At 67.2% G+C, this 26350-nt stretch carries 25 protein-coding genes and 2 tRNA genes; 21 read left to right on the top strand and 6 right to left on the bottom strand.

What is annotated here, in order from left to right; all coding sequences use genetic code 11:
* From ACWEWT_RS32070 to ACWEWT_RS32080, 3 genes are all read left to right on the top strand, one after another.
* On the top strand, positions 1 to 1350 hold a 1350-nt coding region (locus tag ACWEWT_RS32070), incomplete at its 5' end, for an NAD-glutamate dehydrogenase domain-containing protein (RefSeq protein WP_452564592.1).
* Positions 1351 to 1400: 50 nt separating this feature from the next.
* Positions 1401 to 1826: an acyl-CoA thioesterase gene (locus ACWEWT_RS32075; protein WP_452564593.1), complete on the top strand. Its 426-nt coding sequence runs from the start codon at positions 1401 to 1403 to the stop codon at positions 1824 to 1826.
* A 175-nt stretch (positions 1827 to 2001) separates the two neighbouring features.
* Entirely contained in the window at positions 2002 to 2679 is a 678-nt protein-coding gene (locus tag ACWEWT_RS32080) for a hypothetical protein (protein ID WP_452564594.1), read from the top strand.
* A gap of 34 nt (positions 2680 to 2713) precedes the next feature.
* On the opposite strand, the gene ACWEWT_RS32085 is transcribed toward ACWEWT_RS32080, so the two are convergent.
* Positions 2714 to 3442, bottom strand: coding sequence for an HNH endonuclease (locus ACWEWT_RS32085; RefSeq protein WP_452564595.1), 729 nt, complete (start codon positions 3440 to 3442; stop codon positions 2714 to 2716).
* A gap of 254 nt (positions 3443 to 3696) precedes the next feature.
* On the opposite strand from ACWEWT_RS32085, the gene ACWEWT_RS32090 reads away from it, so the two are divergent.
* The 3 genes from ACWEWT_RS32090 to ACWEWT_RS32100 all read left to right on the top strand — a co-directional run bounded on the left by ACWEWT_RS32090 (position 3697) and on the right by ACWEWT_RS32100 (position 5623).
* Positions 3697 to 4128, top strand: a complete 432-nt coding sequence (locus tag ACWEWT_RS32090; RefSeq protein ID WP_452564596.1) for a globin — start codon at positions 3697 to 3699, stop codon at positions 4126 to 4128.
* Between the two features lie 750 nt (positions 4129 to 4878).
* Complete coding sequence (gene ctaJ, locus ACWEWT_RS32095; protein ID WP_452564597.1) at positions 4879 to 5172, top strand: aa3-type cytochrome oxidase subunit CtaJ; 294 nt, start codon at positions 4879 to 4881, stop codon at positions 5170 to 5172.
* A 10-nt stretch (positions 5173 to 5182) separates the two neighbouring features.
* Positions 5183 to 5623, top strand: coding sequence for a DUF5130 domain-containing protein (locus ACWEWT_RS32100; RefSeq protein WP_452564598.1), 441 nt, complete (start codon positions 5183 to 5185; stop codon positions 5621 to 5623).
* 73 nt (positions 5624 to 5696) lie between these two features.
* Here ACWEWT_RS32100 and pepN read toward each other — a convergent pair whose 3' ends face one another.
* Complete coding sequence (pepN, locus tag ACWEWT_RS32105; RefSeq protein ID WP_452564599.1) at positions 5697 to 8264, bottom strand: aminopeptidase N; 2568 nt, start codon at positions 8262 to 8264, stop codon at positions 5697 to 5699.
* A gap of 120 nt (positions 8265 to 8384) precedes the next feature.
* Between pepN and ACWEWT_RS32110 the strand changes: the two genes are divergently transcribed.
* On the top strand, positions 8385 to 9209 hold the full coding sequence (locus tag ACWEWT_RS32110) for a phosphoribosylaminoimidazolesuccinocarboxamide synthase (protein WP_452564600.1): 825 nt from the start codon (positions 8385 to 8387) through the stop codon (positions 9207 to 9209).
* A gap of 56 nt (positions 9210 to 9265) precedes the next feature.
* On the opposite strand, the gene ACWEWT_RS32115 is transcribed toward ACWEWT_RS32110, so the two are convergent.
* Entirely contained in the window at positions 9266 to 10486 is a 1221-nt protein-coding gene (locus ACWEWT_RS32115) for an NAD(P)/FAD-dependent oxidoreductase (RefSeq protein ID WP_452564601.1), read from the bottom strand.
* A gap of 217 nt (positions 10487 to 10703) precedes the next feature.
* On the opposite strand from ACWEWT_RS32115, the gene ACWEWT_RS32120 reads away from it, so the two are divergent.
* On the top strand, positions 10704 to 11351 hold the full coding sequence (locus tag ACWEWT_RS32120) for a mycothiol-dependent nitroreductase Rv2466c family protein (protein ID WP_452564602.1): 648 nt from the start codon (positions 10704 to 10706) through the stop codon (positions 11349 to 11351).
* A gap of 58 nt (positions 11352 to 11409) precedes the next feature.
* On the opposite strand, the gene ACWEWT_RS32125 is transcribed toward ACWEWT_RS32120, so the two are convergent.
* Positions 11410 to 12465, bottom strand: coding sequence for a M48 family metallopeptidase (locus ACWEWT_RS32125; protein ID WP_452564603.1), 1056 nt, complete (start codon positions 12463 to 12465; stop codon positions 11410 to 11412).
* A gap of 77 nt (positions 12466 to 12542) precedes the next feature.
* Between ACWEWT_RS32125 and ACWEWT_RS32130 the strand changes: the two genes are divergently transcribed.
* Together ACWEWT_RS32130 and ACWEWT_RS32135 are read left to right on the top strand one after the other, a co-directional pair.
* Entirely contained in the window at positions 12543 to 13016 is a 474-nt protein-coding gene (locus ACWEWT_RS32130) for a ribose-5-phosphate isomerase (RefSeq protein WP_452564604.1), read from the top strand.
* A 24-nt stretch (positions 13017 to 13040) separates the two neighbouring features.
* Positions 13041 to 13853, top strand: coding sequence for an Fpg/Nei family DNA glycosylase (locus ACWEWT_RS32135; RefSeq protein ID WP_452564605.1), 813 nt, complete (start codon positions 13041 to 13043; stop codon positions 13851 to 13853).
* Positions 13854 to 13863: 10 nt separating this feature from the next.
* Here ACWEWT_RS32135 and ACWEWT_RS32140 read toward each other — a convergent pair whose 3' ends face one another.
* On the bottom strand, positions 13864 to 14820 hold the full coding sequence (locus ACWEWT_RS32140; RefSeq protein WP_452564606.1) for a diguanylate cyclase domain-containing protein: 957 nt from the start codon (positions 14818 to 14820) through the stop codon (positions 13864 to 13866).
* Between the two features lie 510 nt (positions 14821 to 15330).
* Here ACWEWT_RS32140 and ACWEWT_RS32145 point away from each other — a divergent pair.
* Together ACWEWT_RS32145 and ACWEWT_RS32150 are read left to right on the top strand one after the other, a co-directional pair.
* Positions 15331 to 15404 (top strand) — tRNA-Gly (locus ACWEWT_RS32145).
* A 32-nt stretch (positions 15405 to 15436) separates the two neighbouring features.
* Positions 15437 to 15510 (top strand) — tRNA-Pro (locus ACWEWT_RS32150).
* Between the two features lie 10 nt (positions 15511 to 15520).
* On the opposite strand, the gene ACWEWT_RS32155 is transcribed toward ACWEWT_RS32150, so the two are convergent.
* Positions 15521 to 16336: a MerR family transcriptional regulator gene (locus tag ACWEWT_RS32155; protein ID WP_452564607.1), complete on the bottom strand. Its 816-nt coding sequence runs from the start codon at positions 16334 to 16336 to the stop codon at positions 15521 to 15523.
* Between the two features lie 270 nt (positions 16337 to 16606).
* On the opposite strand from ACWEWT_RS32155, the gene ACWEWT_RS32160 reads away from it, so the two are divergent.
* From ACWEWT_RS32160 to ACWEWT_RS32200, 9 genes are all read left to right on the top strand, one after another.
* A complete protein-coding gene (locus tag ACWEWT_RS32160) occupies positions 16607 to 17080 on the top strand; it encodes a hypothetical protein (protein WP_452564608.1) in 474 nt (157 codons plus the stop codon).
* Between the two features lie 45 nt (positions 17081 to 17125).
* A complete protein-coding gene (locus ACWEWT_RS32165) occupies positions 17126 to 18019 on the top strand; it encodes an ROK family protein (protein WP_452564609.1) in 894 nt (297 codons plus the stop codon).
* A gap of 433 nt (positions 18020 to 18452) precedes the next feature.
* The gene (locus ACWEWT_RS32170; protein WP_452564610.1) at positions 18453 to 19571 is read left to right on the top strand and encodes a GAF domain-containing protein; all 1119 of its coding nucleotides are present in this window, start codon (positions 18453 to 18455) and stop codon (positions 19569 to 19571) included.
* Between the two features lie 90 nt (positions 19572 to 19661).
* Complete coding sequence (locus ACWEWT_RS32175; protein WP_452564611.1) at positions 19662 to 20660, top strand: conjugal transfer protein; 999 nt, start codon at positions 19662 to 19664, stop codon at positions 20658 to 20660.
* Positions 20661 to 20677: 17 nt separating this feature from the next.
* A complete protein-coding gene (locus ACWEWT_RS32180) occupies positions 20678 to 20938 on the top strand; it encodes a hypothetical protein (RefSeq protein WP_030525365.1) in 261 nt (86 codons plus the stop codon).
* The gene (locus ACWEWT_RS32185; protein WP_452564612.1) at positions 20935 to 21531 is read left to right on the top strand and encodes a hypothetical protein; all 597 of its coding nucleotides are present in this window, start codon (positions 20935 to 20937) and stop codon (positions 21529 to 21531) included. The genes ACWEWT_RS32180 and ACWEWT_RS32185 overlap by 4 nt, the downstream gene beginning before the upstream one ends.
* Positions 21531 to 24056: an ATP-binding protein gene (locus ACWEWT_RS32190; RefSeq protein WP_452564613.1), complete on the top strand. Its 2526-nt coding sequence runs from the start codon at positions 21531 to 21533 to the stop codon at positions 24054 to 24056. Before ACWEWT_RS32185 ends, ACWEWT_RS32190 begins: the two co-directional genes overlap by 1 nt.
* A gap of 13 nt (positions 24057 to 24069) precedes the next feature.
* Positions 24070 to 24897: a hypothetical protein gene (locus tag ACWEWT_RS32195; RefSeq protein ID WP_452564614.1), complete on the top strand. Its 828-nt coding sequence runs from the start codon at positions 24070 to 24072 to the stop codon at positions 24895 to 24897.
* Positions 24894 to 26336: an NlpC/P60 family protein gene (locus tag ACWEWT_RS32200; protein WP_452564615.1), complete on the top strand. Its 1443-nt coding sequence runs from the start codon at positions 24894 to 24896 to the stop codon at positions 26334 to 26336. The genes ACWEWT_RS32195 and ACWEWT_RS32200 overlap by 4 nt, the downstream gene beginning before the upstream one ends.
* Positions 26337 to 26350 lie beyond the last annotated feature (14 nt).

A 26350-nucleotide genomic window follows, 5' to 3' on the forward strand; every position in this document is an offset into this window, starting at 1 on the left:
GATTGCTCGGATCACGAGGTGAATATCAAGGTTCTGCTCGACGGTGTGGTGTCGGCGGGTGAGCTGGATATCGCGGATCGTAATCCGCTGCTCGCCGAAATGACCGACGAAGTCGCGCAGATGGTGCTGCAGGACAACGTTTCCCAGAACTATGTGATGGGAATTTCGCGGACCGAGGCGGCACGGATGCTCAATGTGCACCGGCGCCTCATCGAGGAACTGGAGACCCAGCGCGGCCTCGACCGGCAACTCGAGGCACTGCCCACCGACGTGGTGTTGAAACGCCGGCTCGACGATGGCACCGGGCTGGCCTCGCCCGAACTCGCCAACCTGCTGGCCCATGTGAAGCTGGCGCTCAAAGCGGATCTGCTGGCCGGCGATCTGCCCGACAGCGCCTTCTTCGCCGCCCGGCTGCCCGACTACTTCCCGACTCCGCTGCGGGAACGATTCGGCGCGGCGATCAAGAAGCACCGTCTGCGCCGGGAGATCGTCACCACCATGATCGCCAACGAGGTGGTGGACTACGGCGGCGTCACCTACACCTTCCGGCTCGGCGAGGAGATCGGCGCCACCGCGAGCGATACCGTGCGCGCTTTCGCCGCGGTCACCGAGATCTTCGGTCTGCACGATATCTGGGCCCGGATACGGGCCGTGGATACGACGGTGGGCGTGCGTGACCAGCTCGAGCTGGAGACGAAACGGACGCTGGACCGGGCCTCGCGCTGGTTGCTCACCAACCGCCCGCAACCGGTCGCCGTCGGCGCCGAGATCAACCGGTACCGGGTGGGAGTGCGCGAACTCGCGCCCGAGGTACCGGGCTGGTTGCGCGGCCACCACGTGACCACACTCACCGATCAGGCCGCCGACCTCGTCGCGCACGGTGCGCCGTTGGACCTCGCGACCGAGGTTTTCGGGCTGCTGCATCTGTTCCCGCTGCTCGATGTCATCGATATCGCGGATATCACCGATCGTTCCGGTGCCGAAGTCGGTGCGCTGTACTACGCGCTGAACGAGCATCTGAAGATCGATTGGCTGCTCGAGGCGGTCAGCCATCTGGAACGCGGGGACCGCTGGCACGCGCTGGCCAGGCTCGCGCTGCGCGACGATATGTACAGTTCGTTGCGTTCGCTGACCCTCGACGTCCTCTCCGGCGGTGACCCCGAGGAGAGCGCGGACGAGAAGATTGCATACTGGGAGTCCAAGAATCAGTCCCGGCTCGGCCGTGCCCGCGCGGCGTTGGCGGAACTGTTCGAGTCCGGAACCCACGATCTCGCCACGCTGTCGGTCGCGGCGCGGCAGGTGCGCAGCATGGTGAGTGGGGTGGGTGCCCAATCGGAGGTACCACGGTGACGAACGCTGCTCCCCGCAACGGAACGAGGCCCGATGTGGAGGCGCCAGCTGTGGCGTCGCCACGTCGGTTCCACACCGCTGTGCATGTGCGGTGGTCCGATATGGATGTCTTCCAGCACGTCAACCACGCTCGCATGGTGACCTTGCTGGAGGAGGCCCGGATTCCCTGGCTGTTCGAGGACGACCGGCCGACTGTCGCGCTACGCAACGGCTGTGTGCTGGCGGATCTGCACGTGAAATATCGCGGGCAGCTGCGGCACGAGGACACACCGCTCGATATCGCCATGTGGATCGAGCAGTTGCGGGCGGTCGACTTCACCGTCGCCTACGAGGTGCGGGCCGCGGGTGCCGCGCCCGGCTCGCCCGCCGCCGTCACCGCGACCACTCAGCTGGCAGCGTTCGATATCGAGACCCAGCGGCTGCGCCGCCTCACCGATCCCGAACGCGCCTACCTTTCCCAATGGCTGGCCGCATGAGCGAGTCAGGCGCGGAGGCGGTAGCGGAGCGTGACCATGTAGGGCCCTCGCTCATGCCCCATGGGCACGGCATGAGCGAGTCAGGCCCGGAGGCGGTAGCGGAGCGTGACCATGTAGGGCCCTCGCTCATGCCCCATGGACAGGGCATGAGCCGGTCGGCGGTACGGGTTCGGTCGTGACATCCGATCAGCGGGTCCTGTCCGTACCGGACCCGGCGGAGCGCGAGAACCTGGCCACATTCCTCACCCGGGCGCAGCGTCTCGATCCGGCGGCGGTGGTACGGCTGCGCCGCCGGGGCAGCGGGCTGGTGGCCGCCTGGGTCAGCACCGGTTTCGAGGCGCTGGCGACCCGCACGGTGGCCGCGGAACTGGCTGCCGACGATGTGACGGTCGGCGCGGACACGGTTCTCTCCGGGCTGTCCGCGGCCGGTCCGATCGATCTGGGCTATTCGCTGGATTCGGCATGGCGGGGCGCCCTGCCGCCGGACAGCGGATTCGGCCATATCGACGATCTGCCCGCCCGCACTCTGGTCGAACTCGCCGAACGTGGGGCCGATCTGGCGAAGGAACACGGCTCCGAGCACGGCCCGCCGGCCTCGCTGCTGGACCAGACCGTGCTGACCGTATCCGCGGGACAGGTACGGGTGCAGGTGCCGATGCGAGTGGTTTTCGCGCTCACCGCCATGGACTTCATCCCGCACGCGGGCGACCGGGCGGACGCCGAGCGGATCCCGCCCGGTGAATCGGTCCGGGTCCGGGCGAGCAACACCTGGCTAAGATTGGACGCCCGCTACGGGTCGGTCGCCCGCCGCCGGACCGGGGGACTCTCCCTCACTCCGGCTGCGGGATCCTGACACCGATCGCGGGCGGCCGCGGGGCGTCGACGTGTCAGGCCGCGCCCTCGCCGAGGTACTGCAGCCAGACCGGGTCCAGTTCGTTGACCGTGGACAACAACCGCCAATGCGGTCCTTTGGGCGAGATCAGCGGTGCGCGCAGTGTCCAGCCCAGCTCGCTGAGTAATTTGTCGGCTTTGCGGTGGTTGCAGGGCGCGCAGCTCGCGACGCAGTTCTCCCAGCTGTGTTCGCCGCCGCGGCTGCGGGGGACGACATGGTCTATGGTTTCGGCCTTGCTGCCGCAATATCCGCAGCGGTACCGGTCGCGCTGCATGAGAGCGGCCCGGGTCATCGGGACACGAGCACGGTAGGGGACGCGGACATAGGTCCGCAGCCGGATAACGGACGGAATGGCGACAGCTGCTCCGGCGGAGTGCAGTACGGGCCCGGTGGGGTCGTGGTGCACCGCGTCGGCCTTATCGCAGACCAGCAGCACGATCGCGCGGCGAGCGGTGAGCGCCGTGAGCGGTTCGTAGGTGGCGTTGAGCAGCAGCACACGGCGTTTCAGCCAGCTGATCGGCGGCGGTACTGCGAGGTGGGGAGCGGAATCGCTCTCGGAACGGGATTCGGAAAGAACAGCGGTTTCGGCAGTGTGCCGGTTGGCCGTGTGATCGGACAGCAGTTGCAGCGGAGGAGCCCCCGACCCACGAGCGTGGACGTCGGCGGGCTTCAGTTGTCGGTGGCGTATCGCCTCCGGTGATCGGGCGCCGGTCCGTTGCTTCATGTCGACCCCAAATTCTGCGTTTCAAGATCATATGGTATCTCGGCGGAGACAGAACCCAGTTGACCATGGAAACCCCCGCAGCGCACGGTTATTTTGCACAATGGCTGGTTAACTGTCGCTGAAGCGACGCCCGGTGGCCACGAAGCGGGAAACGCCAGGTGTGAGCGGTCGCGTCGCGGTCGGGCCCGGCGAATCTGCGAACCCGTGCCGGCGCGGGCACAATGGACGGCGCATCCAGCGAAACGAGAGGGTTCATGACTTCGGGTAACGCGGCTTCGGGCACTCCGGCGGGCGAACAGGCCACGGTCTCTTTCTACGAGGCGGTCGGTGGGGAGGAGACCTTCCACCGGCTGGTGGCCGTTTTCTATCGGGAGGTCGCCGCGGACGAGATACTCCGTCCCATGTACCCGGAACAAGATCTGGGCCCGGCCGAACGCCGGTTGCGGATGTTCCTCGAACAGTACTGGGGCGGCCCGCGCACCTACTCCGACGAGCGCGGTCATCCACGGTTGCGGATGCGGCATATGCCGTTCGAGATCGGGCCGGTACAGCGCGACGCCTGGCTCCGCTGTATGCGAATCGCTGTCGCCGAGATCGAACCGGAGGCGCTCGACGACGCACATCGGCGCCAGCTCCTGGACTACCTCGAAATGGCGGCGAACTCGCTGGTCAACTCGGCCTGGTAGACGTCGGGGCCGTCGGCCTTCGGTCGGCCCCGGAGGCGGAGGCGGGGGTGTTCGTCCACCATCGTCGGCGGCGGTACATTCGGCGGCGAGGCGAGCACGGGCTCCTGATGGCCCGGGCGCGGTGCGGCGGTCGGTCTCGTCCGGTAGATCCGCGCCGGATTCGGCGTGCGCGACCAAATCGGCTACGGGGTGTGCGATCTTGTTGCCTACGACGACACCGGCGACATCCTGATGGGCACACCGGTCTGGAACATACGGGCCCATGCGCTCGACAGGCTGTGGTGTGTGCGACCTCGTTGCGCGACCGTGTGGGCTGCGAGGCGTATGACCCTGTGGTCTACGGGTATGTGACGTTGTCGAGATTCGGCGTGTGGGATGTTCGAGCCCCGGGCCTGGTCGGGCGCTCGGAGAAGGCGAGATGTGGGCCTGTTCGTGAAGGTGCTGTGTTTTCGGCGCCGCCTTCGGCGTCGCGGGGTCGAGGCCCCCTGGTGTCCCGCCGTTCAGGCCTCGGGACTCGCGCTTCGCGCATGCGACGTGCGGTCGGCCATCCACGGAACGTGACCATTGAGCACCTCCGGCCAAGGGCGGGACGGGCCTCAACCCTTTGTGGTGTCTCGTAAGACTCGACTCGGGGTGTGCAGTGGTGTTCGAGGGTGGAATTGGGGGTTGACCTCGGGGTATAGGGGGTGTTGTTGCTGACACGGGCTAGCCCTCGGTGAACTACTACAGAGGATCGTCTACCGTTGTCGCGTGAGCATTCTCGAGACAGTGGCGGTTTTCGCCGGTATCCCCTTGGGGATCTACCTCATAATCGCTGGTTTGTCGTTCATCGGTAAGCCGCTGCCCGGTGAGAAGCCGGTCCACTTCGATATGAGCAAGAAGTGGACGGCCGCCCCGGTGCTGTGGAGTGCCACCGATGAAGTGACCGGTCCCGGTCACTCCTATGACGCCGGAGAGTCGTCGCACGGTTCGCATGTGGCCTTCGACTCCCTCGAGGCACCCAAGGAAGCGCTGATCGGAGGCCGGGCAAGTGGCAAGTACTAATTGGCCGGCGGTGGTCGAGTCCGACCTGCCGCACGGATACGCGCTCACCACCAGTGGCCGGGTCTCCGGTGTGCACGAGGCCGGTGATGTGTTCAAAGAGGCTCCGTTCGACAACAACGAGCGGCTGGCCATGGACAATGTGCTCACCGAGGCCACTCGTGCCACCAAGGTGCGTTTCAATGTCTTCATCGGCGATCTCGGCCCCGATGCCGCGGCCGCGGTGGACGCGCTGTTCCCCACGACCCCGGAGGCGGCGCGTTCGGTGCTCATCGCCGTCTCCCCGAACGACCACTCGGTGGAGGTCCGTTCCGGTAAGGATGTGGCCGACCGGGCGAACGACCGCGTGTGCCAGCTCGGCGTCACCGCCGCGTTGAGTTCGCTGCGGCAGGGCGAGTTGATCGACGGTCTGATCTCGGCGGTCCGGGTCATGGCGGCGGCCATCGGCCGCTGACGGCCGGGCGCGCTCGCAGTAGACGAGAACGGCGGGTCCACCCCGGAGGGTGGACCCGCCGTTCTCGTCGGGGTCAGGAGATATCGAAGGCGCGGGCGCGCAGCGAACGTTCGATACCGGCTTTGCCCTCGCTCACCAGGCGCCGAAGGGCCGGCGGATGGTCGGCCGCGAGGAATTCGTCGGCGCGCGCGACCGCTTCGGCGCTGATATCCCAGGCCGGGTACAGCCCGACCACCACGGTCTGCGCCACCTCACTGGACCGGCGCTCCCAGACCGCCGGGATCTCGTCGAAGTACCGGCTCACGAACGATGTCAGCAGACTGTCCTGTCCGGCCGGCGCGAAACCGCCGACGATGGATCGTGCGGTGATGTTGGGCACCGAATCGTCACCCACCACCGTTTCCCATGCCGAGGCCTTCACCTGCGCCAGCGGGCGGGCGGTGGCCGCGGTGGCGGCCTGACGCCGTCCGGCGGCCGTTTCGTCGTTACGCAGTTCGGCATCGATCGTGGGCGTCTCCGGGCCGTCGGCGTCGATTTCCCCGGCCGCGGCGAGGGCGGTGAGCAACCGCCAGCGCAGGTCGGTATCGACGGTCAGTCCGGGCAACCCGACCTGGGCGGGGTCGCCGTCGAGCAGTTCGCGCAGTACCTCGGTATGCCAGGCGGCCAGTTTGGCGCCCGTGAGGGCGTTGACGAAGGCCAGCTGGTGATCGGAGCCGGCGGCTGCTTCCCGCGCCAGTTCCAGGAGCCGGTTCGCGTACTCCGGCCAGCCGGTGGTCGCCGCCCAGTCCGGGTCGGTGTAGCTGCGGAGGGTGGTGTTGGCCTGCATGAGCAGCCGCTGGACCACACCGATCTCGGATTCCGCGCCGATTCCGCGCTGTACCAGTGCGACGAAATCGCGGGCACGGAATTCGGCCTGCCGGGTCATCTCCCAGGCCGCGGACCAGGCCAGCGTACGGGGGAGCGGTTCGGCGATATCGGCGATCCGGTTGACCAGCACATCGAGCGAGTCCGCGTCGAGCCGGACCGAGCAGTAGGTGAGGTCGTCGTCGTTGACCAGTACGAACTCACCGCGCTCGACGCCCACCAGATCGGGCACTTCGGTGCGTTCGGTGGGGTCCAGGTCGAGTTCCACTCGCCGGGTGCGCACCAGTTTGCCGTCGCGGTCGTCGTAGACACCGATGGCCAGCCGGTGTACCCGCTGTTCACCCGCGCCGGGTGCGGCGCCTTCCTGGATCACCGTGAACGAGGTGAACTTCCCGTCGGCGTCCACTTCGAATTCGGGGCGCAGGGTATTGAGACCCGTGGTCTTCAGCCATTGGGCGCCCCAGGTGGAGAGATCACGACCGGAGGACTTCTCCAACGCGGCGAGTAGATCGTCGAAGGTGGCGTTGCCGTAGGCGTGGTCGGCGAAGTAGGCGCGCAGCCCGGCCAGGAACGGCTCGAGGCCGACGTAGGCGACGAGCTGTTTCAGGACGCTCGCGCCCTTGGCGTAGGTGATGCCGTCGAAGTTCACCTCCACCGCGGCCAGATCGGGGATATCGGCGGCGATCGGATGGGTCGAGGGCAACTGATCCTGGCGGTAGGCCCACGATTTCTCGACATTGGCGAAGGTGGTCCAGGCACTGGTGTATTCGGTGGCCTCGGCCTGGCACAGCACCGATGCGAAAGTCGCGAAGGATTCGTTGAGCCACAGGTCGTCCCACCACTTCATGGTGACCAGATCGCCGAACCACATATGCGCCATCTCGTGCAGCACGGTTTCCGCGCGCCGCTCGTAGGAGGCCCGGGTGACCTTCGACCGGAACACGTAGTCCTCGAGGAAGGTGACCGCGCCGGCGTTCTCCATGGCGCCGGCATTGAACTCCGGTACGAACAGCTGATCGTATTTTCCGAAGGCGTAGGGGATCCCGAAATTCTTGTGGTAGAAGCCGAAACCCTGTTTGGTCTCGGTGAACAGCCGGTCGGCGTCCATGTATTCGGCGAGCGAGGCACGGCAGAAGATACCGAGCGGAATCACACCGTGGTCGTCGGTGTAGCTATCGGTCCATTCGGCGTAGGGGCCCGCGATGAGCGCGACCAGATAGGTGCTCATGAGCGGGGTGGTGGCGAAACGGTGCTTTCCACCGTCCACGGTGGACGCGCCGTTGGAGATGACCTTCCAGTCCGCCGGAGCGGTGACCTCGATATCGAAGGTGGCCTTGAGGTCGGGCTGGTCGAAGCAGGCGAACATCCGTTTGGCATCGGCGGTCTCGAACTGTGAGTACAGGTAGACCGCGTCGTCGGCCGGATCGACGAAACGGTGCAGGCCCTCACCGGTATGGGAGTACTCGCAGTCGGCCTCCACCACGAGTTCGTTGCGCTCGGCCAGGTCGCCGAGGGTGAGGCCGGTGGCTTCGTCGTAGCCGTCGATATCGAGCGGGGTGCCGTTGAGCACCGCCGAACGCACTCCCCGGGCGACGATATCGACGAAGGTGGACGCACCCGGTTTCGCGGTGAAGGTGACCGTACTCCGGGACAGGAACGTCTGTTCGCCCGGTTTCCCCGCCCCGTCGGTGAGATCGAGTTCGATTCGGTAGTTCTCGACCGAGACGACCTCGGCGCGTTCGATCGCCTGTTCGCGGGTGAGGTTCGGTGCGGACATCGGGCTCCTTCGAGGACACGATTGGAACGGGCACGGGCGCTGTCCACAATGCCACGTGGGTAAGGTTGCCCGCGCGGGAGTGGATCCCGCGGGCCACTCGACCGGGATCGGAGCGACAACGTGAAGCAAGTGCACGCCGGCAAGGTGCGCGACCTGTACACCGACGGCGACACACTGCTCCTGGTCGCATCGGACCGTGTCTCGGTGTACGACGTATCGCTGCCCACCCCGATACCGGACAAGGGTGCCCTGCTGACCCAGCTGTCCAACTGGTGGTTCGACTACTTCGCCGATATCCCCAACCATGTTCTGTCCACGACCGATGTCCCGCCGGAGTTCGCGGGCCGGGCCGTCCGGGTGAAACCGTTGAAGATGGTGCTGGTGGAATGTGTCGCCCGCGGCTATCTGGTGGGCTCGGGGTGGAAGGACTACCAGCGCACCGGTTCGGTCTCCGGTATCCGGCTGCCCGAAGGTCTGCGGGAGGGTGACAAACTGCCCGAACCGATATTCACGCCGACCACCAAAGTGTCCGATACCGGTCACGACGAGCCCATGACCTTCGACGACGTGGTCGCGCAGGAGGGGGCCGAGGTCGCCGCCCAGCTGCGCGACCGCACGCTCGACCTGTACTCCCGCGGTGCGGCCTATGCCGCCGACCGCGGCGTGATCATCGCCGATACCAAGGTCGAATTCGGCTGGGACGGAGATGTCCTCACCCTGGGCGACGAAGTCCTGACCTCCGACTCCTCCCGTTTCTGGCCCGCCGCCGAATGGGAGCCCGGCCACCCGCAGCGGTCCTTCGACAAACAGTTCGTCCGGGACTGGGCCACCTCCACGGGCTGGGACAAGGAACCGCCCGGCCCGGAGATCCCGGCCGATATCGTCGCGGCCACCCGGAGCAGATACGTCGAAGCCTACGAGCTGATCACCGGTCGCACCTGGTAGCCGCCGCGCACGCCCGCGTGCCCGGACTCAGTGGTGTTACTCGCGTGGCCCTCGGTTCACAGCGGGGTCGCGGTATCGGCCAGACGTGCCGGGTCGACCGGTTCGCCGGACAGGATCAACTCCTTGATCCGCTCACCCACATCCCAGACGTTCACATTCATCCCCGCCAGCACACGATGCTGTGGGTCGAGCCAGAACGCGACGAACTCCCGGCCGTCGCGATCGCCCCGCACGACGACCTGTTCGTAGTCGCCGGGGGCGGCGAACCCGGTGTACTCCATACCGAGGTCGTACTGGTCGGTGAAGAAGTACGGGAGCCGGTCGTAGGACGCCGCCCGGCCGAGCATGGCCGCGGCCGCCACCGTGGGCTGGTTCAGGGCGTTGGCCCAGTGCTCGACCCGGATCCGGCGACCCAGCACCGGATGATCCTGGTCGGCGATATCGCCGACCGCGACGATATTCGGATCGCTACTGGTCAGGCTCGCGTCGACGAGTACGCCGGTACCGGTCAGCAGACCGGCCGATTCGGCCAGTCCGAGCTCGGGCCGGGCGCCCACCGCGACCAGCACCGCGTCCGCGCCGAGCTCGGTACCGTCGGCCAGTACGACACCGGTCGCGCGGCCGTCCGCGGTGGTGATCTGCTGGACCTGCGCACCGAACCGCAATTCGACCCCGTGCTCCCGGTGCAGCGCGGCGAACACCTCGCCCATCTCCGGACCGAGCGCGCCCAGCAGCGGCGCGGAACTCGTCTCCACGACGGTGACTGCCACATCCGCCGCGCGCGCCGCCGCGGTGACCTCGAGACCTATCCAGCCGGCCCCGATCACCACCAGCCGTCGCGCGGTACGGAACAGTTCGATCAGGGCATCCGATTCGCCCAGGGTGCGCAAGGTGTACACGCCGTCGGCATCGGCGCCGGGGATGGGCAGGGTGCGGGACGAGGCGCCCGTCGCCAGCGCGAGTTTGTCGTATTCGAGGGTCGAGCCGTCCGGCAGGCGCACCGTCCGGGCACCCCGGTCGATCGCGGTGACCTCGGTGCCCAGTCGCAGGTCCACATTGTGGTCCCGGTACCAGGCCGCGGGCTGGACCGTGAAGTCCTCGACCGTCTGCTTACCGGCCAGATACTCCTTGGACAGCGGCGGCCGCTCGTAGGGCAGCCGGTCCTCTCTGCCGATCAGTGTGACGTGGCCGTCGAAATCGTTGTCCCGCAACGCCTGGGCCGTTTTCGCCCCGGCCAGGCCGGCGCCGACGATGACGAAATGCTGCGCAGATGTCATGGCTGACACTCCCTTGTGGTGGGTTGTTCCAGCGACGATCCGAACTCTTCCCGCCAGCCTACAAAGGACGCCCCCGATCTCCGCGCCGGTTCGGGAACGAAAACCACTCGGCCGGGGTTGCTCGTATCAGCGCCTGCGCCCGGCGACCCGTCGGCTGTACGGCGGTCACCGCGCCGGCGGGCGGTATCCGCCGACAACCTGTGGAGAGGAACGAAACGTGTCCGACTCGGCCGAGAAGAAGGACCTTGCCGAATTCTGGTTCGACCCCCTGTGCCCGTGGTGCTGGATCACCTCCCGGTGGATCCTCGAGGTCGCGAAGGTTCGCGATATCGAGACGCGTTTCCATGTGATGAGTCTGGGGGTGCTCAACGAGGGCCGTGATCTGCCGCCGGAGTACCAGGAGTTGATGAAATACGCCTGGGGCCCGGTCCGGGTGGCCGTGGCGGCGGCCCAGCAGCACGGCGAGGAGATCCTGCCCGCGCTCTACACCGCGCTCGGTACCCGGTTCCACAACCGCCGGGCCGAGTTCGAGATCGAGGGGGACCGGCAGGGCACCTTCGCCACGATCGTGGCGGACGCGCTCGCCGAGACCGGGCTGCCGGCCGAACTGGCGGCCGCCGCGGACAGCGGTGAATACGACGAGGCGCTGCGCACCAGCCATCACGCGGGGATGGACAAGGTCGGGCCCGATGTGGGCACGCCGACCATCCATGTGAACGGAGTCGCGTTCTTCGGCCCGGTGCTCTCGCGGATCCCGCGGGGTGAAGAGGCGGGCGAACTGTGGGATGCCGTGGTGACGCTGGCGGCCTATCCGCACTTCTTCGAACTGAAGCGCACCCGGGACGAGAATCCGGAATTCGACTGACCGCGTGTGTTCCGGATTCCGCGCGGAATCCGGAACACCGGTTCGTCCGCGGGCCGGGTCAGAGCGGGGCTTTGGACAGCGTGACCGCGTTTCCCCCACGGCCGGGGGCCGGTGGCGGGCCGGCCGCCGGCCCGAACCGCGGCGGTACCGGGTTCGGTCGCCAGAACAGCCGCCCGTGCCGGCTGCGATCGCGTAGTGCCCACATCCGCCAGGTCAGCACCGGATGCGAGGACGTCGCGTTGACCATCCAGACGAAGAGACCGCGTTCCTGAGCGGCGCGATCGGCCATCTCGTCGAATCCCACCACCGAGTTCAGATACTTACCGGCCGCCAGCGTGCCCATCGCGGCCGGTGCGCCCTGCGGCCGATGGCAGTAACCGTGGTTGTCGGCCGTGTACTCCTGAGCCCGGATCAGCGAATTGCCGAGGATCGGCAGAAACGGCACCAGGAACATACCCAGCTGACGCCAGTAGGAAGCGTGACCTGCCGCGATATGCCCCACCTCGTGGCCGATGACGAACGCCAGCGCGTCCGGTTCCCGGGCCGCGCCGCTGATCTCGAACAAATCGCTGTAGACCACCACGAAGCGCCGGAAACCGTGTCCGGAGGCGAAGGCGTTGATCTGCCCGTTGCCGAGGACCACATAGGCGTCCGGGGGAGCGGCCATCCCGAACCGGGCGGCGGCCTCCTGCACCATCCGGTATCCGTCGGGGAACTGCGAGGGGGACATCTTCACCCCGTTCACCCGCTGCGACGAGAGGTTCATACCGCGCCCGAACCAGATCAGCAGCGGTGCCGCCACCAGGATCAATACGTACTGGTTGACCGCGCCGAGGAACAGCAGCAGGAACGCCAGCAGGTAGGCGACAGCGGTGCAGAGCACGATCACGACCAGGAGCGGGATCTCCCAGCTGTGCCGGGCCGGCATCCCGAACGGCGAGAGGCCGCGCGGTTCGCGCGGCGGTACCGGCGGTGGGGGATATCCGCCCGGGAGCGGTACCGAAGATCCGGGATGGTCGGTGAGCCACGGGTAGGGCCCGGGCTCCGGCGTACTCGCGGACCAAGCGGCACCGGGGCCGTATCCGGACGGCTGCTGAGGGTCGGGCGGCTGCATACCCACGACTCTAAGCAGTAACTCGGTCCACCCGCCCGCCGTCGGTGCCCGGCGGAGGGCCTGACAGAATCGCAGCCATGCGCGTATACCTGGGTGCCGATCACGCTGGTTTCGAATTGAAGAACGCCGTCAAGGACCACCTGGAAAAGGCCGGTCACGAGGTCGTCGATTGCGGCGCCCTCGTCTACGACGCGCTCGACGACTATCCCGCCTTCTGCATCGAGGCGGCCCGCCGCACCGTTGCCGACCCGGGCAGCCTCGGGCTGGTTTTCGGTGGTAGCGGTAACGGTGAGCAGATCGCCGCGAACAAGGTGCCCGGAGCGCGGTGCGCGCTGGCCTGGAGCGTCGAAACCGCCCGGCTCGCCCGGCAACACAACAACGCGCAGCTGATCGGTATCGGTGGCCGGATGCATTCCCGCGAGGAGGCGCTGGCGATCGTGGACGCTTTCCTGGAGACCCCGTGGTCGGACGAGGAACGTCATCAGCGCCGGATCGATATTCTCGCCGAGTACGAGAAGTCCGGCCGACCGCCGGCGCTGCCCGCCGTCTGATCCACCGGGCAGGCGGGTAGCCGGGTGCCGGAAGGTCATACCCTGCACCGTCTCGCCCGCCGGCACGAGCAGCGGCTGGCGGGCGCGGTGGTGCGGGTGTCGAGTCCGCAGGGCAAGTTCGCGGCGGGCGCGGCCCGTATCGACGGGCGGGTCCTGCTGAATTCACAGGCGTGGGGCAAACATCTTCTCCACGAATACGAGGGCGAGCTGTCCGTGCACGTCCACCTCGGGCTGTACGGCACCTTCACCGAATCGGAGCCCCCGATGGGCGAACCGGTGGGGCAGGTGCGGATGCGGCTGATCGGGGCGGGCCGTGACGGGCGGGGGTTCGGTACCGACCTGCGCGGTCCCACCGCCTGCGAGATCCTCACGCCGCCGGAGACGGCGGCTCTTCTCGCCCGTCTCGGTCCCGACCCGCTGCGCCCGGACGCCGACCCGGAATCGGCCTGGGCGCGGATACACCGCTCACGGCGCAGTATCGGATCCCTGCTCATGGACCAGCGGGTGGTCGCCGGAATCGGCAATGTCTACCGCGCGGAAGTGCTTTTCCGGCACGGGATATCCCCGCAGCGTCCGGGTACCGCGCTCACCGCCGGGGAATGGTCGGAACTGTGGACGGATCTGGTCGAGCTGATGCGGGTGGGTGTGCGCCGGGGCAAGATGCACGTGGTGCGACCCGAGCACGATCACGGCGCACCGCCGTATGCCGCGGACCGGCCGCGTACCTATGTCTATCGCCGGGCCGGCGAACCGTGCCGCTGCTGCGGCGATCCGGTGCGCCATACCGTGCTCGAGGGCCGGAACCTGTTCTGGTGCGCACGGTGCCAACCGGCCTGAACCACCGCGCTCAGCCCGCGACGGCGGTATCGACCGACGGTTCCAGCGGCTCAGCCCCGGCATAACGGCGCCCGCCCGCGGTTTTCGCCGAGTACATCGCCAGGTCGGCGCGGCGGAGCAACTCGGCCAGTTCGCTACGGTCCGCCGGGGCCGCGTAGGTCGTGCCGACGCTGGCCGATACCGGTACCGGGCCGACCGACGACCACACCGAATCGTTGAGGGCGTGCACGATATCGTGGGCGAGTTCGGTGACCGAATTATCGGCCAGACCGGCGGCCAGGACGAATTCGTCTCCGCCGTACCGGCAGACCACCGCGCCGGGTGGTGCCACCTCGCGTAGTCGTTTCGCCAGTTCCACCAGCACCTCGTCGCCAACCGCGTGCCCGTAGTTGTCGTTGATCTGTTTGAACCGGTCCAGGTCCACGACCAGCAGACCCACCCCACGATCGGCCTGTTCGGCCATCATGCGTACGCGTTTGCGCAGCAGGGTGCGGTTGGCCAATCCGGTCAGCGCATCGTGGGTCGCCTCGTGTTCGAGACGTTGCTGTAGTGCCGCGAACTCGCGGACCCGCTGGGTGGCCTCGTCGGAGAAGTTCTTCTTCTGCTGGGCGAGCGCCAGTTCCTGGAGTGCTTGGGCGTAGCTGTCGATGGCCTGGCTGGCCACCAGCGGCCACTGCGTCGCCACCAGCGAGCCGCGCGGACCGGCCGGGAAACCGAGCAGGGTGCGTGTGACCAGAGCCAGCATCCGGACCCGGTGCAGCGGTTCGGCGCAGAGCCGGGCACCGAGCCGGCGCGCGGCGCGGATCGGGAAAGGGTCGGAGACCGTGAGGTCCAGTAACTGTTCGAGGATCTCGACGAGAACAGGTTCGATTTCGGCCGCACTGGTATCGGCGTCGGGTTGCGCGCCCGCGGCCAGCGCCCACTCCCGGGCGGTGGAACGGACCGGTGGCCGGTGCTCAGCGGTCATATCGACCACCGGTGGTGGTGGAGCTCGCGCTACGGACAACGGTCCGCCGCGTCGGTGCCGGGTCGGGCCGGCTCTTTCGCACTGCTGTGCGGATGGTCCACCTTGTCGGGTGCACGCCACCGCCCCCTTTCCAGATACCCCGTCCGGCAAGAAGATCGTAGCAAGATGGTGGAACCCGCCGACCTGCGTTCTGCAACAAGTTCTCGGGCTCCGGAACAACAGCGATCTCTGCGCCTATCGTCGCGGAATCGCCTGTGTTACACACTTTTGCAGAAAATTCCGGCGCTGGGTAACGCCGTTCGCCCCGGAATCGGTCACTCGAATCCGGGACCAGGGGTTTCCCACGGCCGGGGAACCATCGGGCTCCTGCCGGTTCCCCGGGGCGGGCGGACGATATCGGGCCGGGGTGGGGGCTGATTGGCGAAATGAATCCGCGATTGGGTAGAGTCGCGGTGCACACGACATCGTGGCGGTCCCATATCGTGGCGATCGCACCGGCGTCGCGGGCATGCGGGTGTAGTTCAATGGTAGAACCTCAGCCTTCCAAGCTGATGGTGCGGGTTCGATTCCCGTCACCCGCTCCAGACCGGTGATCACCCCCTTCCCGGGGGTAGTACGGGGTGTGGCGCAGCTTGGTAGCGCACCCGCTTTGGGAGCGGGTGGTCGCAGGTTCAAATCCTGTCACCCCGACAGTCGTTCGTTACAGACGCTGGACCTTCGCCCGTATTTCCCCCTCGGATACGCGTGTGCGCGGGGGCTGTTTCCCGTCCTGGACCGCGCTCTGCTGTCCGGGACGCGGTAGCGCGATATCCACATCCGGTGCCGGGAGTTCCGCGCGGCGCCCGAAAGCCTGGTCGATCAGTTCGGAGGAGGCCCGGGTGACGATCAGCCGCGCGATGGCCAGATCTGTTTCCAGCTTGGTGCGGTCCTTGGGGTTTCGTTCGGACTGCTCGAAGGCCCGGCCCGCGAGGACGTAGAAGATCTCGGCGGCGTAGCGGTCGGCGATACGGTCGCAGTCCGCGCGCATCCGTTCGACCAGGTGGAAGGTGGCGGCAGCGGGCAGGCCGGCATCGGTGAGCCGGGTGGCGAGATCGCTGCACCGTGGATTGGTCACCCGGTAGACGTCGAAGGGGTCGTCGCTGGCGGCGAGTGCCTGTTGCACGTACTCGGGGAGCTCGTGCACCGGCTCCTCGGGTTCGGGCTGCGGTGGACCGGCCGGGGCCTGCCGGCCGGGCGTGCTGACGGTCTGGTCGGTGACGCCCAGCACATCGCCGAGCCCGTCGCCGCGATCCCAGGCGGCCAGCAGTTCTCGGATGCCGTTCAGTTTCATACCCCGGCCGAGCAGCCGGCTGATGGTCTGCAACCGGTTGAGGTGGTCGGAGCCGTAGTAACCGATCCTTCCTCGGACATCGGGCGAGGGCAGCAGCCCACGCTCGTGGTACACGCGGACACTGCGCACGGTGGTCTCGGCAGCCCGCGCCAGCTCGTCGATCGTGTACTCGGATTCGCCAGCCATACGTATAGGAAACCATAATCGGGCCCGTAGATAAACGGTCCGTAACCAAACGAACCGCTGAGCAGCGGCTAGAAGATGTGAAAAACATGTCAACGTCCCGTTACTTAACGGCATGAGGCCTTGCCTGAAGGGCCCGTGGTGCTTTAACGTGCGTGATACAGCTGACATCAGCTGGTTTCCGGGGACTGTTGAGCAGCCCTGATGTTCCGCCCGACCAACGGGACACGTATCGGTTCCCCCGGCGTGCCCTCGGCAGTTCCGGAGACGGTTATGAGCGCAATGCGAGTTCGTTCCCTCGGCGTGGTCACACCCCGTGCCACCACCACTTCCCGGCCTCCCGCGACGCCGCTGCCCGCGCCGGTCAAATCGGCGCAGCGGCCGCCGTGCGCGGAGGTCCCCGACAGCTGGGACCTGGATTCCGGCACGCCGGAGGCCTGGCATTCGGCAGTGCGCATCTGCTATGGATGCCCGCTCTTCGAGCAGTGCAGCCGGCTGGCGGAGACACTCACCGAGCGGGGCGATGCGCCGCGAGCCATGATCTGGGCGGGCGTCGCCTACGACAACTCGGGCAATGTCATCGAGAACCTCGACCGCCATCGGACCGTGCCCATCGACCACAAGCGCCCGATGCGGATCATCCGCAACGGCCCGCGCCCGACCCACGGTACGGCGGTGGCCGGTGCGCCGAAGCGGCATATCGTGCTGGGCCGCCCACTACGCCCGACGGAGTCCGCGGCCGTCTGACTATGCTGCGGGGGCAAACGCGGATCTAACTCTGGTGGTGCGTAGATGACAATCCTGGCGTTGGAGATCGGTCCGACCCGGTTCGCCGCAATCGAGATCGCCGACGACGTCGGAGCCGACCGGGTCCAGCGGATCCCGGTCCCGCGGGACGGGGCCTGGGACCGGGTTCGGGCCCTGCTGCTCGAAATCGCCGCGGGACGAGATGTCACGGCGGTGGGTATCGCCTCGAACGGTCCGATCGATATGGCCTCCGGTGTCGTGGCACCGGATCAGGTCAGGGAATGGCAGGCCGGCTTCCCGCTCGTGGAATCCGTGCAGAAGCTGTTTCCCGCGGCGACCGTCGCGATGGCCCTCGACGGTGTGTGCCTGGCGCTGGCCGAACGTCATTTCGGTGCCACCCGGGAAGTCATGGACTCGCTATCGATGTATATCGCGGACACGATCGTCGGTGGTGTGATGGTCGGCGGTTTCGTGGTGGTCGGGCGTACCGGCAACGCGGGCCAGATCGGTCATGTGCTGGTGCCCGGCTACGACGACCGCTGCGCGTGCGGGGGCCGTGGGTGTCTGGAATCGGTGGTCGGTGCTGCGGCACTGACGAAATGGGCGCGCGAGCAGGGTTGGGCCGGGGATTCGATCGAGAACCTGGCCGCCGACGCGCGAGAGGCCGACCCGATCGCGGTCGCGGCGCTGGAGCGGGCCGGTACGGCGCTGGGCCGGGCGATAGCCTCGGTGGCCCCCCTGCTCGATATCGACCGGGTGGTGATCGGCGGGCCGATCGCCATATCCGGGTCGCCGCTGTGGAAATCGGTGCACAACGCCGTCGCGATGCACGCGCGGCTACCGTTCCTCACCGGACTTCGCGCGGTGTCCTCGGAATTGGAGGACCTCGGCCTGCTGGCCGGTGCCGGCGTTATCGCCCTCACCTCACAGAGCGGGTGAATCCCGCTCTCGGAAAACGGGAGCCGACGCCGGTCGGCGCGTTCGTGACGCCGCGCTGAGACGCTGCGATGTGGCCGGTGCCGTGTTCGTCGCCCCGGGGGCGGTTGCCGATGATTAGCGAAGCTGTCCGGTGGGGTTCGCGATATGCCTTCGGCTCGGGTAATACTCGATGTGGGCCGCCGCTGCGCGTTCCGAACGGTTCGTGTTGCCAACGATTTCCGTAGAATTTCCGAGTGGGCCCGTTCGGGGCTCGGTCAACGGGGGTTGCGGGCCGATGCGGTTGCCGGGCTCGCGCTTTGTATCAAGCCCAAGGTCCACTGTTGAACGTACCGCTGCGCAACGGTACATTATCTTTTGCGGCCGTTGTCTCGTTTGAGGCATCCACCGCGCAACAGTAGGACGCACGCGATGAGAGGGCGCAGTGATCCCCTGGGTGACGGTCGAAACTTTGGCGCCGGAAGGATTCTCGGTCGCGTCGGTCGGGGATACCGCACGTGAGTTCGCCGACTGGCGGCGAGTACTGCAACGGCAGCTCGCTCGCACGCCGGCACTGTACGACGGGTTGAGCACCCGTGATATCACCGAAGCCCTCCGCGCCTCCATCGAAGGCTCGGTCGATGTGGACAAGATCGTGTCTACCCGGTCGGGCCCGCACCGGCTGCTGGTGCGTCCCGTCTTCGGGCCCGGCGGCGAAGTCCATGCGGTCCGGTGGTGGGCCGGACCGGAAAAAGGCCCGGTCCCGCCGTTGCCGGGCGCTGTCGGAGTGATCTGGGATCTGGACAGCCAGACCCTCGCGCAGCCCAGCGGTATCACCGCCCTGTCCGGTATCGCGCCCGAGGAATACGTACCGCGGATGTCCATCGCGGAGTTCTTCCACCGGGTCTCGGCCTTCGACCGGCACGCCGAAGTACTCGATCTCCTCTATCGCCCCGTGCCCGGCGACAAACTGCAGTTCGAAGTCTCCGTACTGCGTAACGCGGGCCGGGCCACCCGGTGGCGGATCACGGTTCGGGCGCGTGACGACGAACGCGCGCGCGGTGCCTGGTGGCTCATAGAGGACATCACGTCCGATGCCGACCCGGCGATCTGGCCGACGCTGGAGAGCGTCGGACTGCGTGAGGCGCACCGGCGCGCGGGGAATCACCTGGCGGTGGTGCAACTCGCGCACGCCAGTATCTCCCACTGGCTGACCGATCCGGCGCCGTGGATTCGATGGGACTATCTGTTCCGGCCGGTCGATGTCTTCCATCCGGACGACCGGGTCCGGCTGGTGGACCTCGGCTCCCGGGTGCGCAGTGGTGACAGCGCCGGCGTGACGGTGCGCGCGCTCAACTACGCCGGGGGCTACACCCCGACCTCGCTGCTGCTCTATCCCTATCCCGGGTTCTCCAATCGCGAGCTGGCCATTGCCCAGCTGGTACGGGTCGCCGACGATATCCCCATGGTGGAGCCGGAACCGACGGATCTGGCCGCACCGGGAACGCCGATCGGATACGACGATCAACTCCGATACCGGCTGGCCGGCCGGTTGCGGCACAGCGCGATGTCCTGAAAGAACGGCGGGCGTGCCGGGCCGGCCGAGTCCCCAGATGTGGGAAGAGATCTCCGATCGGTCGCCCGACCGCTCTTTACCATTTCGAGAGTGAGGACTGGGGTGGCCGGACGTGCTGATTCGGGCGAAGCGCTGCTTCGCCAGATGGCCGCGCGCAGGCGCCGCGACAATATTGTCGTGGTCGTTCTCGCCGTCCTCGCGGTACTGGGTGGCGGACACGCGGTCTACGATTTCTTCGCCTCCGATCCCCGACCGCCCGGCGACGACGCCATGGTCACCGTGGCCGGCCACGATCGCCTGGCCGGTTCCTTCGCCGAGGATTTCGTGGTCGCCTATCTGAGCGCGGGGAGCGCGCAGCAGGAGGCGCTGTCACGTTACGTGGGTGGATCCCAGCAACTCTCGCTTCCCAAGACCGGCCAGCAGGTCCGTGACCCGATCGTCGTCTACACCAGCCGCACGCTGTCCGCCGGGACCGTGGAGGTCTGGTCGGTAACTGTTTCGGTACACGTGGGGCGTGGTCAGACCGACGGCGCTCGACAGTACTATCGCGTGCCGGTCTCGCTGTCGGAGGGGAACCTGCGAGCACTCACCCTGCCCGCCGCGGTACAGCCGCCGGGGATCGGCGCCGATCTGGCCCAGGCCTATTCGGCGCCGTGCGGCGAGGAGACCCCCTTCACCCAGGTCGTCACCGGGTTCCTCACCGCCTATCTGACCGGCTCGGGTGATGTCGCGCGCTACGTGAGCGTCGACTCCGGGATCGCGTCGCTGCGCCCGGCTCCGTTCACCGAGCTGAAAACCGTGGCCGTCACCGCCGAGGATTCGGCCTGCGGTACCGCCGGCGATACCGCGCGGGTGCTGGCGACCGTGACTCCGGAGGGATCGTCCGGGGCCGCGCCGGCGCTCGCCTACCCGCTGACGATGGTTCGCGGGGACGGGCAGTGGCAGGTGCGGGTCATCGAGGCACTGCCGGCCCTGAAGGAGCCGCTCACCGCCGTCGTGAACCAGGGGGAGAAAGCCGGTCCGGCGCCCGGTACCACAACCGGAGCACCCACTACGACCGTAGAGATTCCACGGGCCACCCAGAACTGACGTGAGGCGACCAAGACATGGGCAACATATCGAATATCCTGTACGGCATTCTCGTCTTCGTCCGCTGGGCGGGCCTGATCCTCATCACCATCGTCTCGATGGGTGTGATGATCTCCGAGGCCGCGAAATCGAAACTCTCCCCGGCGAAGATCCTGGGTGTCGCCGGTTCGGCGATCCTGGCCGCGGTGTTGTTCTGGATGTTGCCGACCCTGGTGAACTACGCCCGCGGCGACGCCAACATGATCGTGCCGGACCACCCCGTGGGTGGTTATAGGTGACCCAGGTGATCAAGGTCTTCACGCCGGTCAAACGTGTCCCCACCATGATCGGCAAGGCCCAGAACGGCCAGAAGTTGCCGTTCGGGCCCTACACCCTGCCGCAGGTGGCGGGTGTGGCCGTGGGTTTGATACTCACGGGCCTCGGCGCGATGACCCTGCCGGTGAATCCGGCGATCACCTTCCTGGTCGGTGTGGCGCTGACCGTGGTGATCGGGTTCGGGCTGGGCCTGATCCCGTACACCGGGGTGCGGCTGCTGTCCCGGATCGTCTGGTTCGGCCGTTTGTTCCTCTATCCGAAACCGGCGCTCGCCTCGGGGATGCCGGTCACCCCGGAGTCGGCCCGGATCACCATGTTCGTCGAGGAAACGGTGGTGGCGATACTGCCGCACGAGCCCGCTGTGTCGCTGTCGGCGCGGGAACGCGGTAGACGCGATGCCGCGCGCGGCGGGCAGATCCTCGAAATACTGGGCACGAACCGCTTCCTGCGTCCGGTGGAAGTGGTCGAACCCGTCGTCACCTCCGGTACGCCCTCCAATTGGCGGTCGATGATCGGCGGTAACGGGGGGCGATCGAAGAGCGGAGAGGGACGCTGATGGGGTTCAATCGGGATCTACAACCCACGGCCGCGATTCGCGGGCATCTGCAGTTCACCCATACCGGGTTGGTCACGGCAACCTATTTCATCACCCCGCTCGGCTACGGATTGCGCAAGGCCGGCGATAAATTCGACGTCAAACTGGCGCATCATTCGCTGGTCAACAACCTGCCCAACGGAGCGCTGCTACTGGGTATCCAGGCCCGGCAGAACACGATCGACGTGCTGAGCAAAATGGTCGAGGGTGTGGATCTCGACGAATGCGCCGACTACGCCGACGAGGTGTTCGCCTCCTACGAGCGGGTCCGCGCCATCTCCCCGCAGACTCGGATCTTCCTGCTCTCGATCCCGGTGGGTACCGCCAACACCGGCGGTATCTCCGCGCTCTCGCGGATGTGGCGGGGTAGCACCACCACGATCGATGCCACCGCCATTTCGCGTGCCGAACTGGACACCTACGAGACCGAGGCCAACGAGATCCTGTCCCGGATCGGTGCCGACTTCGATCCGGTGCCGGTGCCGGCGGCGATGTTCCAGTGGTTGTGGGAGCACTATCTGGCGCGCGGCGCGGTAGGCGATCCGGTGGCCCCCACCCGGGCCGGTGCCCTCGACGACGCGACCGCGGCGGTGTTCAAATCCGCGGCGCTGGACGAGGGGGCCCGCGCCGATTCACAACGGCGCCTGCGTCCTTCGTTCGTCCCGGTGATCAAGGTGGTACAGCCGGACACCGGTTATCGGCCCTCCTACCAGGCGATGCTGACGCCGCGTTCCTTCCCGTACGCGGGCATGATGTTTCCCGGGGGCAGTGAATTCCTGAATGTGATCGACGGTCTGGGCGATGTCACCGTCGACTGGGGGATGCGGATCTCCACCAAACCCGCCGACCAGGTGCTCAAGGCCAACGAGATCAACCTGCGGCGGCTCGGTGAGCAGATGGACCAGCGCGACCAGGAGATCTCCTTCGCGCAGAACACGCTCATGTCCAAGGCTCAGATGCTGAGCGAATACAACCAGCATTTCGAGGTGAACGGCGGCGAATCGGAGGTCTCGTTCACCACGGTCATCGCCATCGGCGGCCCGTCCCGGGACGAGACCATGGACGCGGTCAACACGCTGCGGCGCCGGTACAAACGGTTCCAGGTGGAGATGACCGCACCGGTGGGCGCGCAGGTCGATCTCTGGTCGCTGCTGGTCCCGGGTAGCCCGCCGCGGCGGGCGTTCGACGATTTCGCCCATATCGTGCCCTCGGATATGTGGGCGGGATTCGTACCCTTCACCACTAGTCAGATCGGCGACGACAGCGGCCCCGTCATCGGGATCAATCTGCTGTCCGGCCATTTCGAGCCGATCCATTTCGGGATCATGGAGGCGGCGCTGCACGATCTGTCGGCGTCGTTCGCGGTGACCGGTGAGCTGGGATCGGGTAAATCGTATTTCCTCAAGCTCATGGCGGTGCTCGTCCACGATATGGGCGGGCAGTTCCTCGCCATCGATCGCAGTCAGGTCGGGGAATGGGAGCATTTCGCCACCGCCATCGACGATGCCGTCGTCATCGATCTGGCCAACCCCACGGTATCGCTGGATCCGTTGCGCCTGTTCGATCCGCGGGTGGCCGGCGAACGCGCGCTGGACTCGGTGCTCCCGCTGCTGGACCTCTCGCCCACCTCGGGCACCGGCGCGGTCATCAGCAATCTGCTGTCCCAGCGGGGGATCGCCGAACACGGGATCGCCAGTCTGCTGGACCTGTACCGGGTGGTCCGCCGGTTGAGTGACCAACCCGGGGCGCTCGAGGAGTATGCCGATCTGGCGTCCCGGCTGGGCACCATCGTGGAACGGGTACCGGTGCTGTTCGATCCCGGACTGGCGCCGATCCGGCTCGACGCCGCGGCCACGGTGGTCCGCACTCATCGGCTCGCCCTGCCCACCGCCGAGGAACTCACCACACCGCATCTGTACAACCGGCTGCCGCTCACCAAGCGATTGGGTACCGCGCTGTACGAGCTGGTCGGGGTTACGGCCCGGGAGGCCTTCCTGTCCGACAACGGCCGGTTCGGGCTGCTGGTCGGGGACGAGGCGCACCATTTCACGCAGACTCAAGTGGGTTCGGCCGTCACTTCCGATTTCAGCCGCGACGGCCGTAAACACCTGGCTGCCATCGGTCTCGCGTCGCACGACCCCGCCACCGACTTCCAGGGGGCGGCACACAACCTGATCCCCAACCGTTTCGTTTTCCGCCAGCGTGACGAGACGCTGGCCCGGAACAGCTTGGAATGGCTGGGAGTCGATCTGGAGGAAGCTCCGTTCCTGTTGCAGGCGCTGCGCGAGGAGACGTCGCCACCGGTGGGTGCCGGACGGCAGGTGCCCGAGGAGCGCCGGGGCGAGATGTTCATGCGCGACGCGCTGAACCGGATCGGGCGCGGTAAGGTGCTCGGCCCCGCCCGGACCGATCGGGCCGAAGCCATCACCAGTACGCCGACCGCCGTCGCGAAGACCGAGCGACGAGAGCCGGAGGCGGTGCGGTGACCCGGGGGGTGAGATGTCGAGTGGATGGGGGTCCGAAGACTCCAAGGGGTCGCTGCGGTTACTGATCGTGGTGGCGGTCCTGCTGCTGTGCTGTTGCTGCGGTGGTGGGTTCGCGACATTCGCCCCGCTGGGGGAGATGATGTCGGTCGGGAAGAAGCACTACACGTTGCAATGCGATATTGCGCTCGGCCCGGAGCCCGGGGCATCGCCGACTACCCCGGCCCCGACCACGACGAGCGAGCCCGGTTCGGAATCGGCGGCGCGGGAACAGCGGCCGACGACCAACCCCTACGCCGAGCTGAACTTGGATCCCGATGATCCCAATGTCACCGACCGGGATCTGGCATGCCAATCTGCAATGAAAACGGCGCCGATACAGGACGAGCCGTGGCAGGTGATCAATACCGGACCGGCTGTCTCGTGTGCTGCCGATCTGGCGCTGCGGTATCCGGAAGCAGGAGGCACCGCGACAATGCCGGACTACGTACGTGACGTGACCTACAGTGCCTCGGTCGCTGGTTCGACCGGGGTGTGCGCCCCGACCCGGGCGCCGGCGGCGACCGCGGTGAAGAATTGCGGGGACCCCACCGGAGTTGTTGCATCCGTTGTATTGCCGGCGACGGTCGGTGAGCAGGGATACTGTGGGCAACTGGTCGCCCGGGCGGCGGCATCTGCCGGAGACCTGGTGTTCTGGGACTACACCGGACGTGCCGCGACCCGGGTCGGGATCGCGCTCGGACCCGGCGAACTGGTCACGGTGGACAACGGAAAGTTCGTGCGCCTCGGTGTTCCCGAGAGTGCCGAGGTACAGATCAAACGGGTATTGGGAGCCGCCGTGTGACCAGCGCGGAAATCGGTCCGTATCCGATAGAGATCGGCCTCGACGGGGAACGGGACGGCGGTGATGCTCAACCGGCGGCGCCGGGGAAGCCCGGTGCGCGTCGCCCCGGCGGTGCCGGACCGAACGGTTCGGCACCGGGGGCACCGTCGGCGCCGCCCGGTTCGCAGACCCCGAACGGAAGTAATCCCGCGCCGGCCGGTTCCGCACCCCCACCGGCCGCCGCCCCTACACCCGGTGCGGCGGTATCGCCACCTGCCACGGCGTCCCCCGCACCGCCCGCACCCGCGCCCGCGGCCCCTGCCGCCCAGGCCCAGGCCCCGGCTCCGCCGGCCGCGCCCGCGCCCGCTCCGCCTGCCCCGGTCGAGGACCGGCCCGAACCCGAACCGCTGGTCGATCCGGAGACCGTGGCGCAGATGGCGCCCATGGCGATGATGGCCGGCGCCGCCCTGCTGCCGATGATCGGGTCGGCACTGTCGGGTCTGCTCGGTGGCGGTTCCGGTGGCGGTGCCGCGCCCGGCGCGGTGGGCGGCGGCACGGCGATGGACCCGGAGTCCCAGGAGGCGATGAAGGCGCTGAATGCACTGGGGTCCGTATACGGCGACGGAGAGCCGACCGGACCGGGTACGAAGAAACTGCGGGACAAACTCACCGATTCGGACGAGGGCAGTGGTGACGGTCCGCGGATGGTCAAGGCGAAGCGGTTGTTCCAGGCGAATCGCGCCGGCGCCTTCAACAATCTGGACAAGCAGTTCGTGAACTACATCTCGACCCTGGGGGCCTCGAACAAGGTCGACCAGAACGCCATTCAGCGGCTGTTGAAGATGACCAACGAAGCTCTGGCCGAGCTGGGGCCGATCGCGTACACGAAAGAGGGGCAGCGGAAGGTCCGCCAGATTCTGACCGCGGCCCTGCAGACCGCGCACAAGATCGTATCCGGCGGTACTGCCAACAACGGCGATACGGCGTCGGCGATCGATCAGCTCACCAACCAGTACCTGTACAACATCATCGGTAAGCCACTTCCCGGCGGGGTGAAGTTCGCGGCGGCCTCGACCGGCCCCACGGCCGTACCGGGCGGTTCGGAGCGTGCGCAATTCGCCGTGAAGACCGCGCTGGCGCAGATCGGCGATCCGTATGTGTGGGGTGCCGAAGGGCCGAACAGCTTCGACTGCTCGGGACTAACCCAGTACGCGGCCCAGCATGCCGGCGTGAATATCCCGCGAGTCGCCAACGATCAATATCGGCAACTCCCCGCGGTGAATCCCGCCGATATCCAACCCGGCGATCTCATCTTCCCGTCCACCAGTCTCAAGAACGGTCAGATGGGCCACGTGATGATGTATATCGGCAACGGTCAGGTGGTTCATGCGCCGAGAACCGGTGAGACCGTGAAGATCGCGAATCTCCCGCGCAGCTACGAAGCCCGTCGTTTCGCCTGAACGGCGGGCGGGAG

This window comes from Nocardia sp. NPDC003963 (assembly GCF_053605105.1).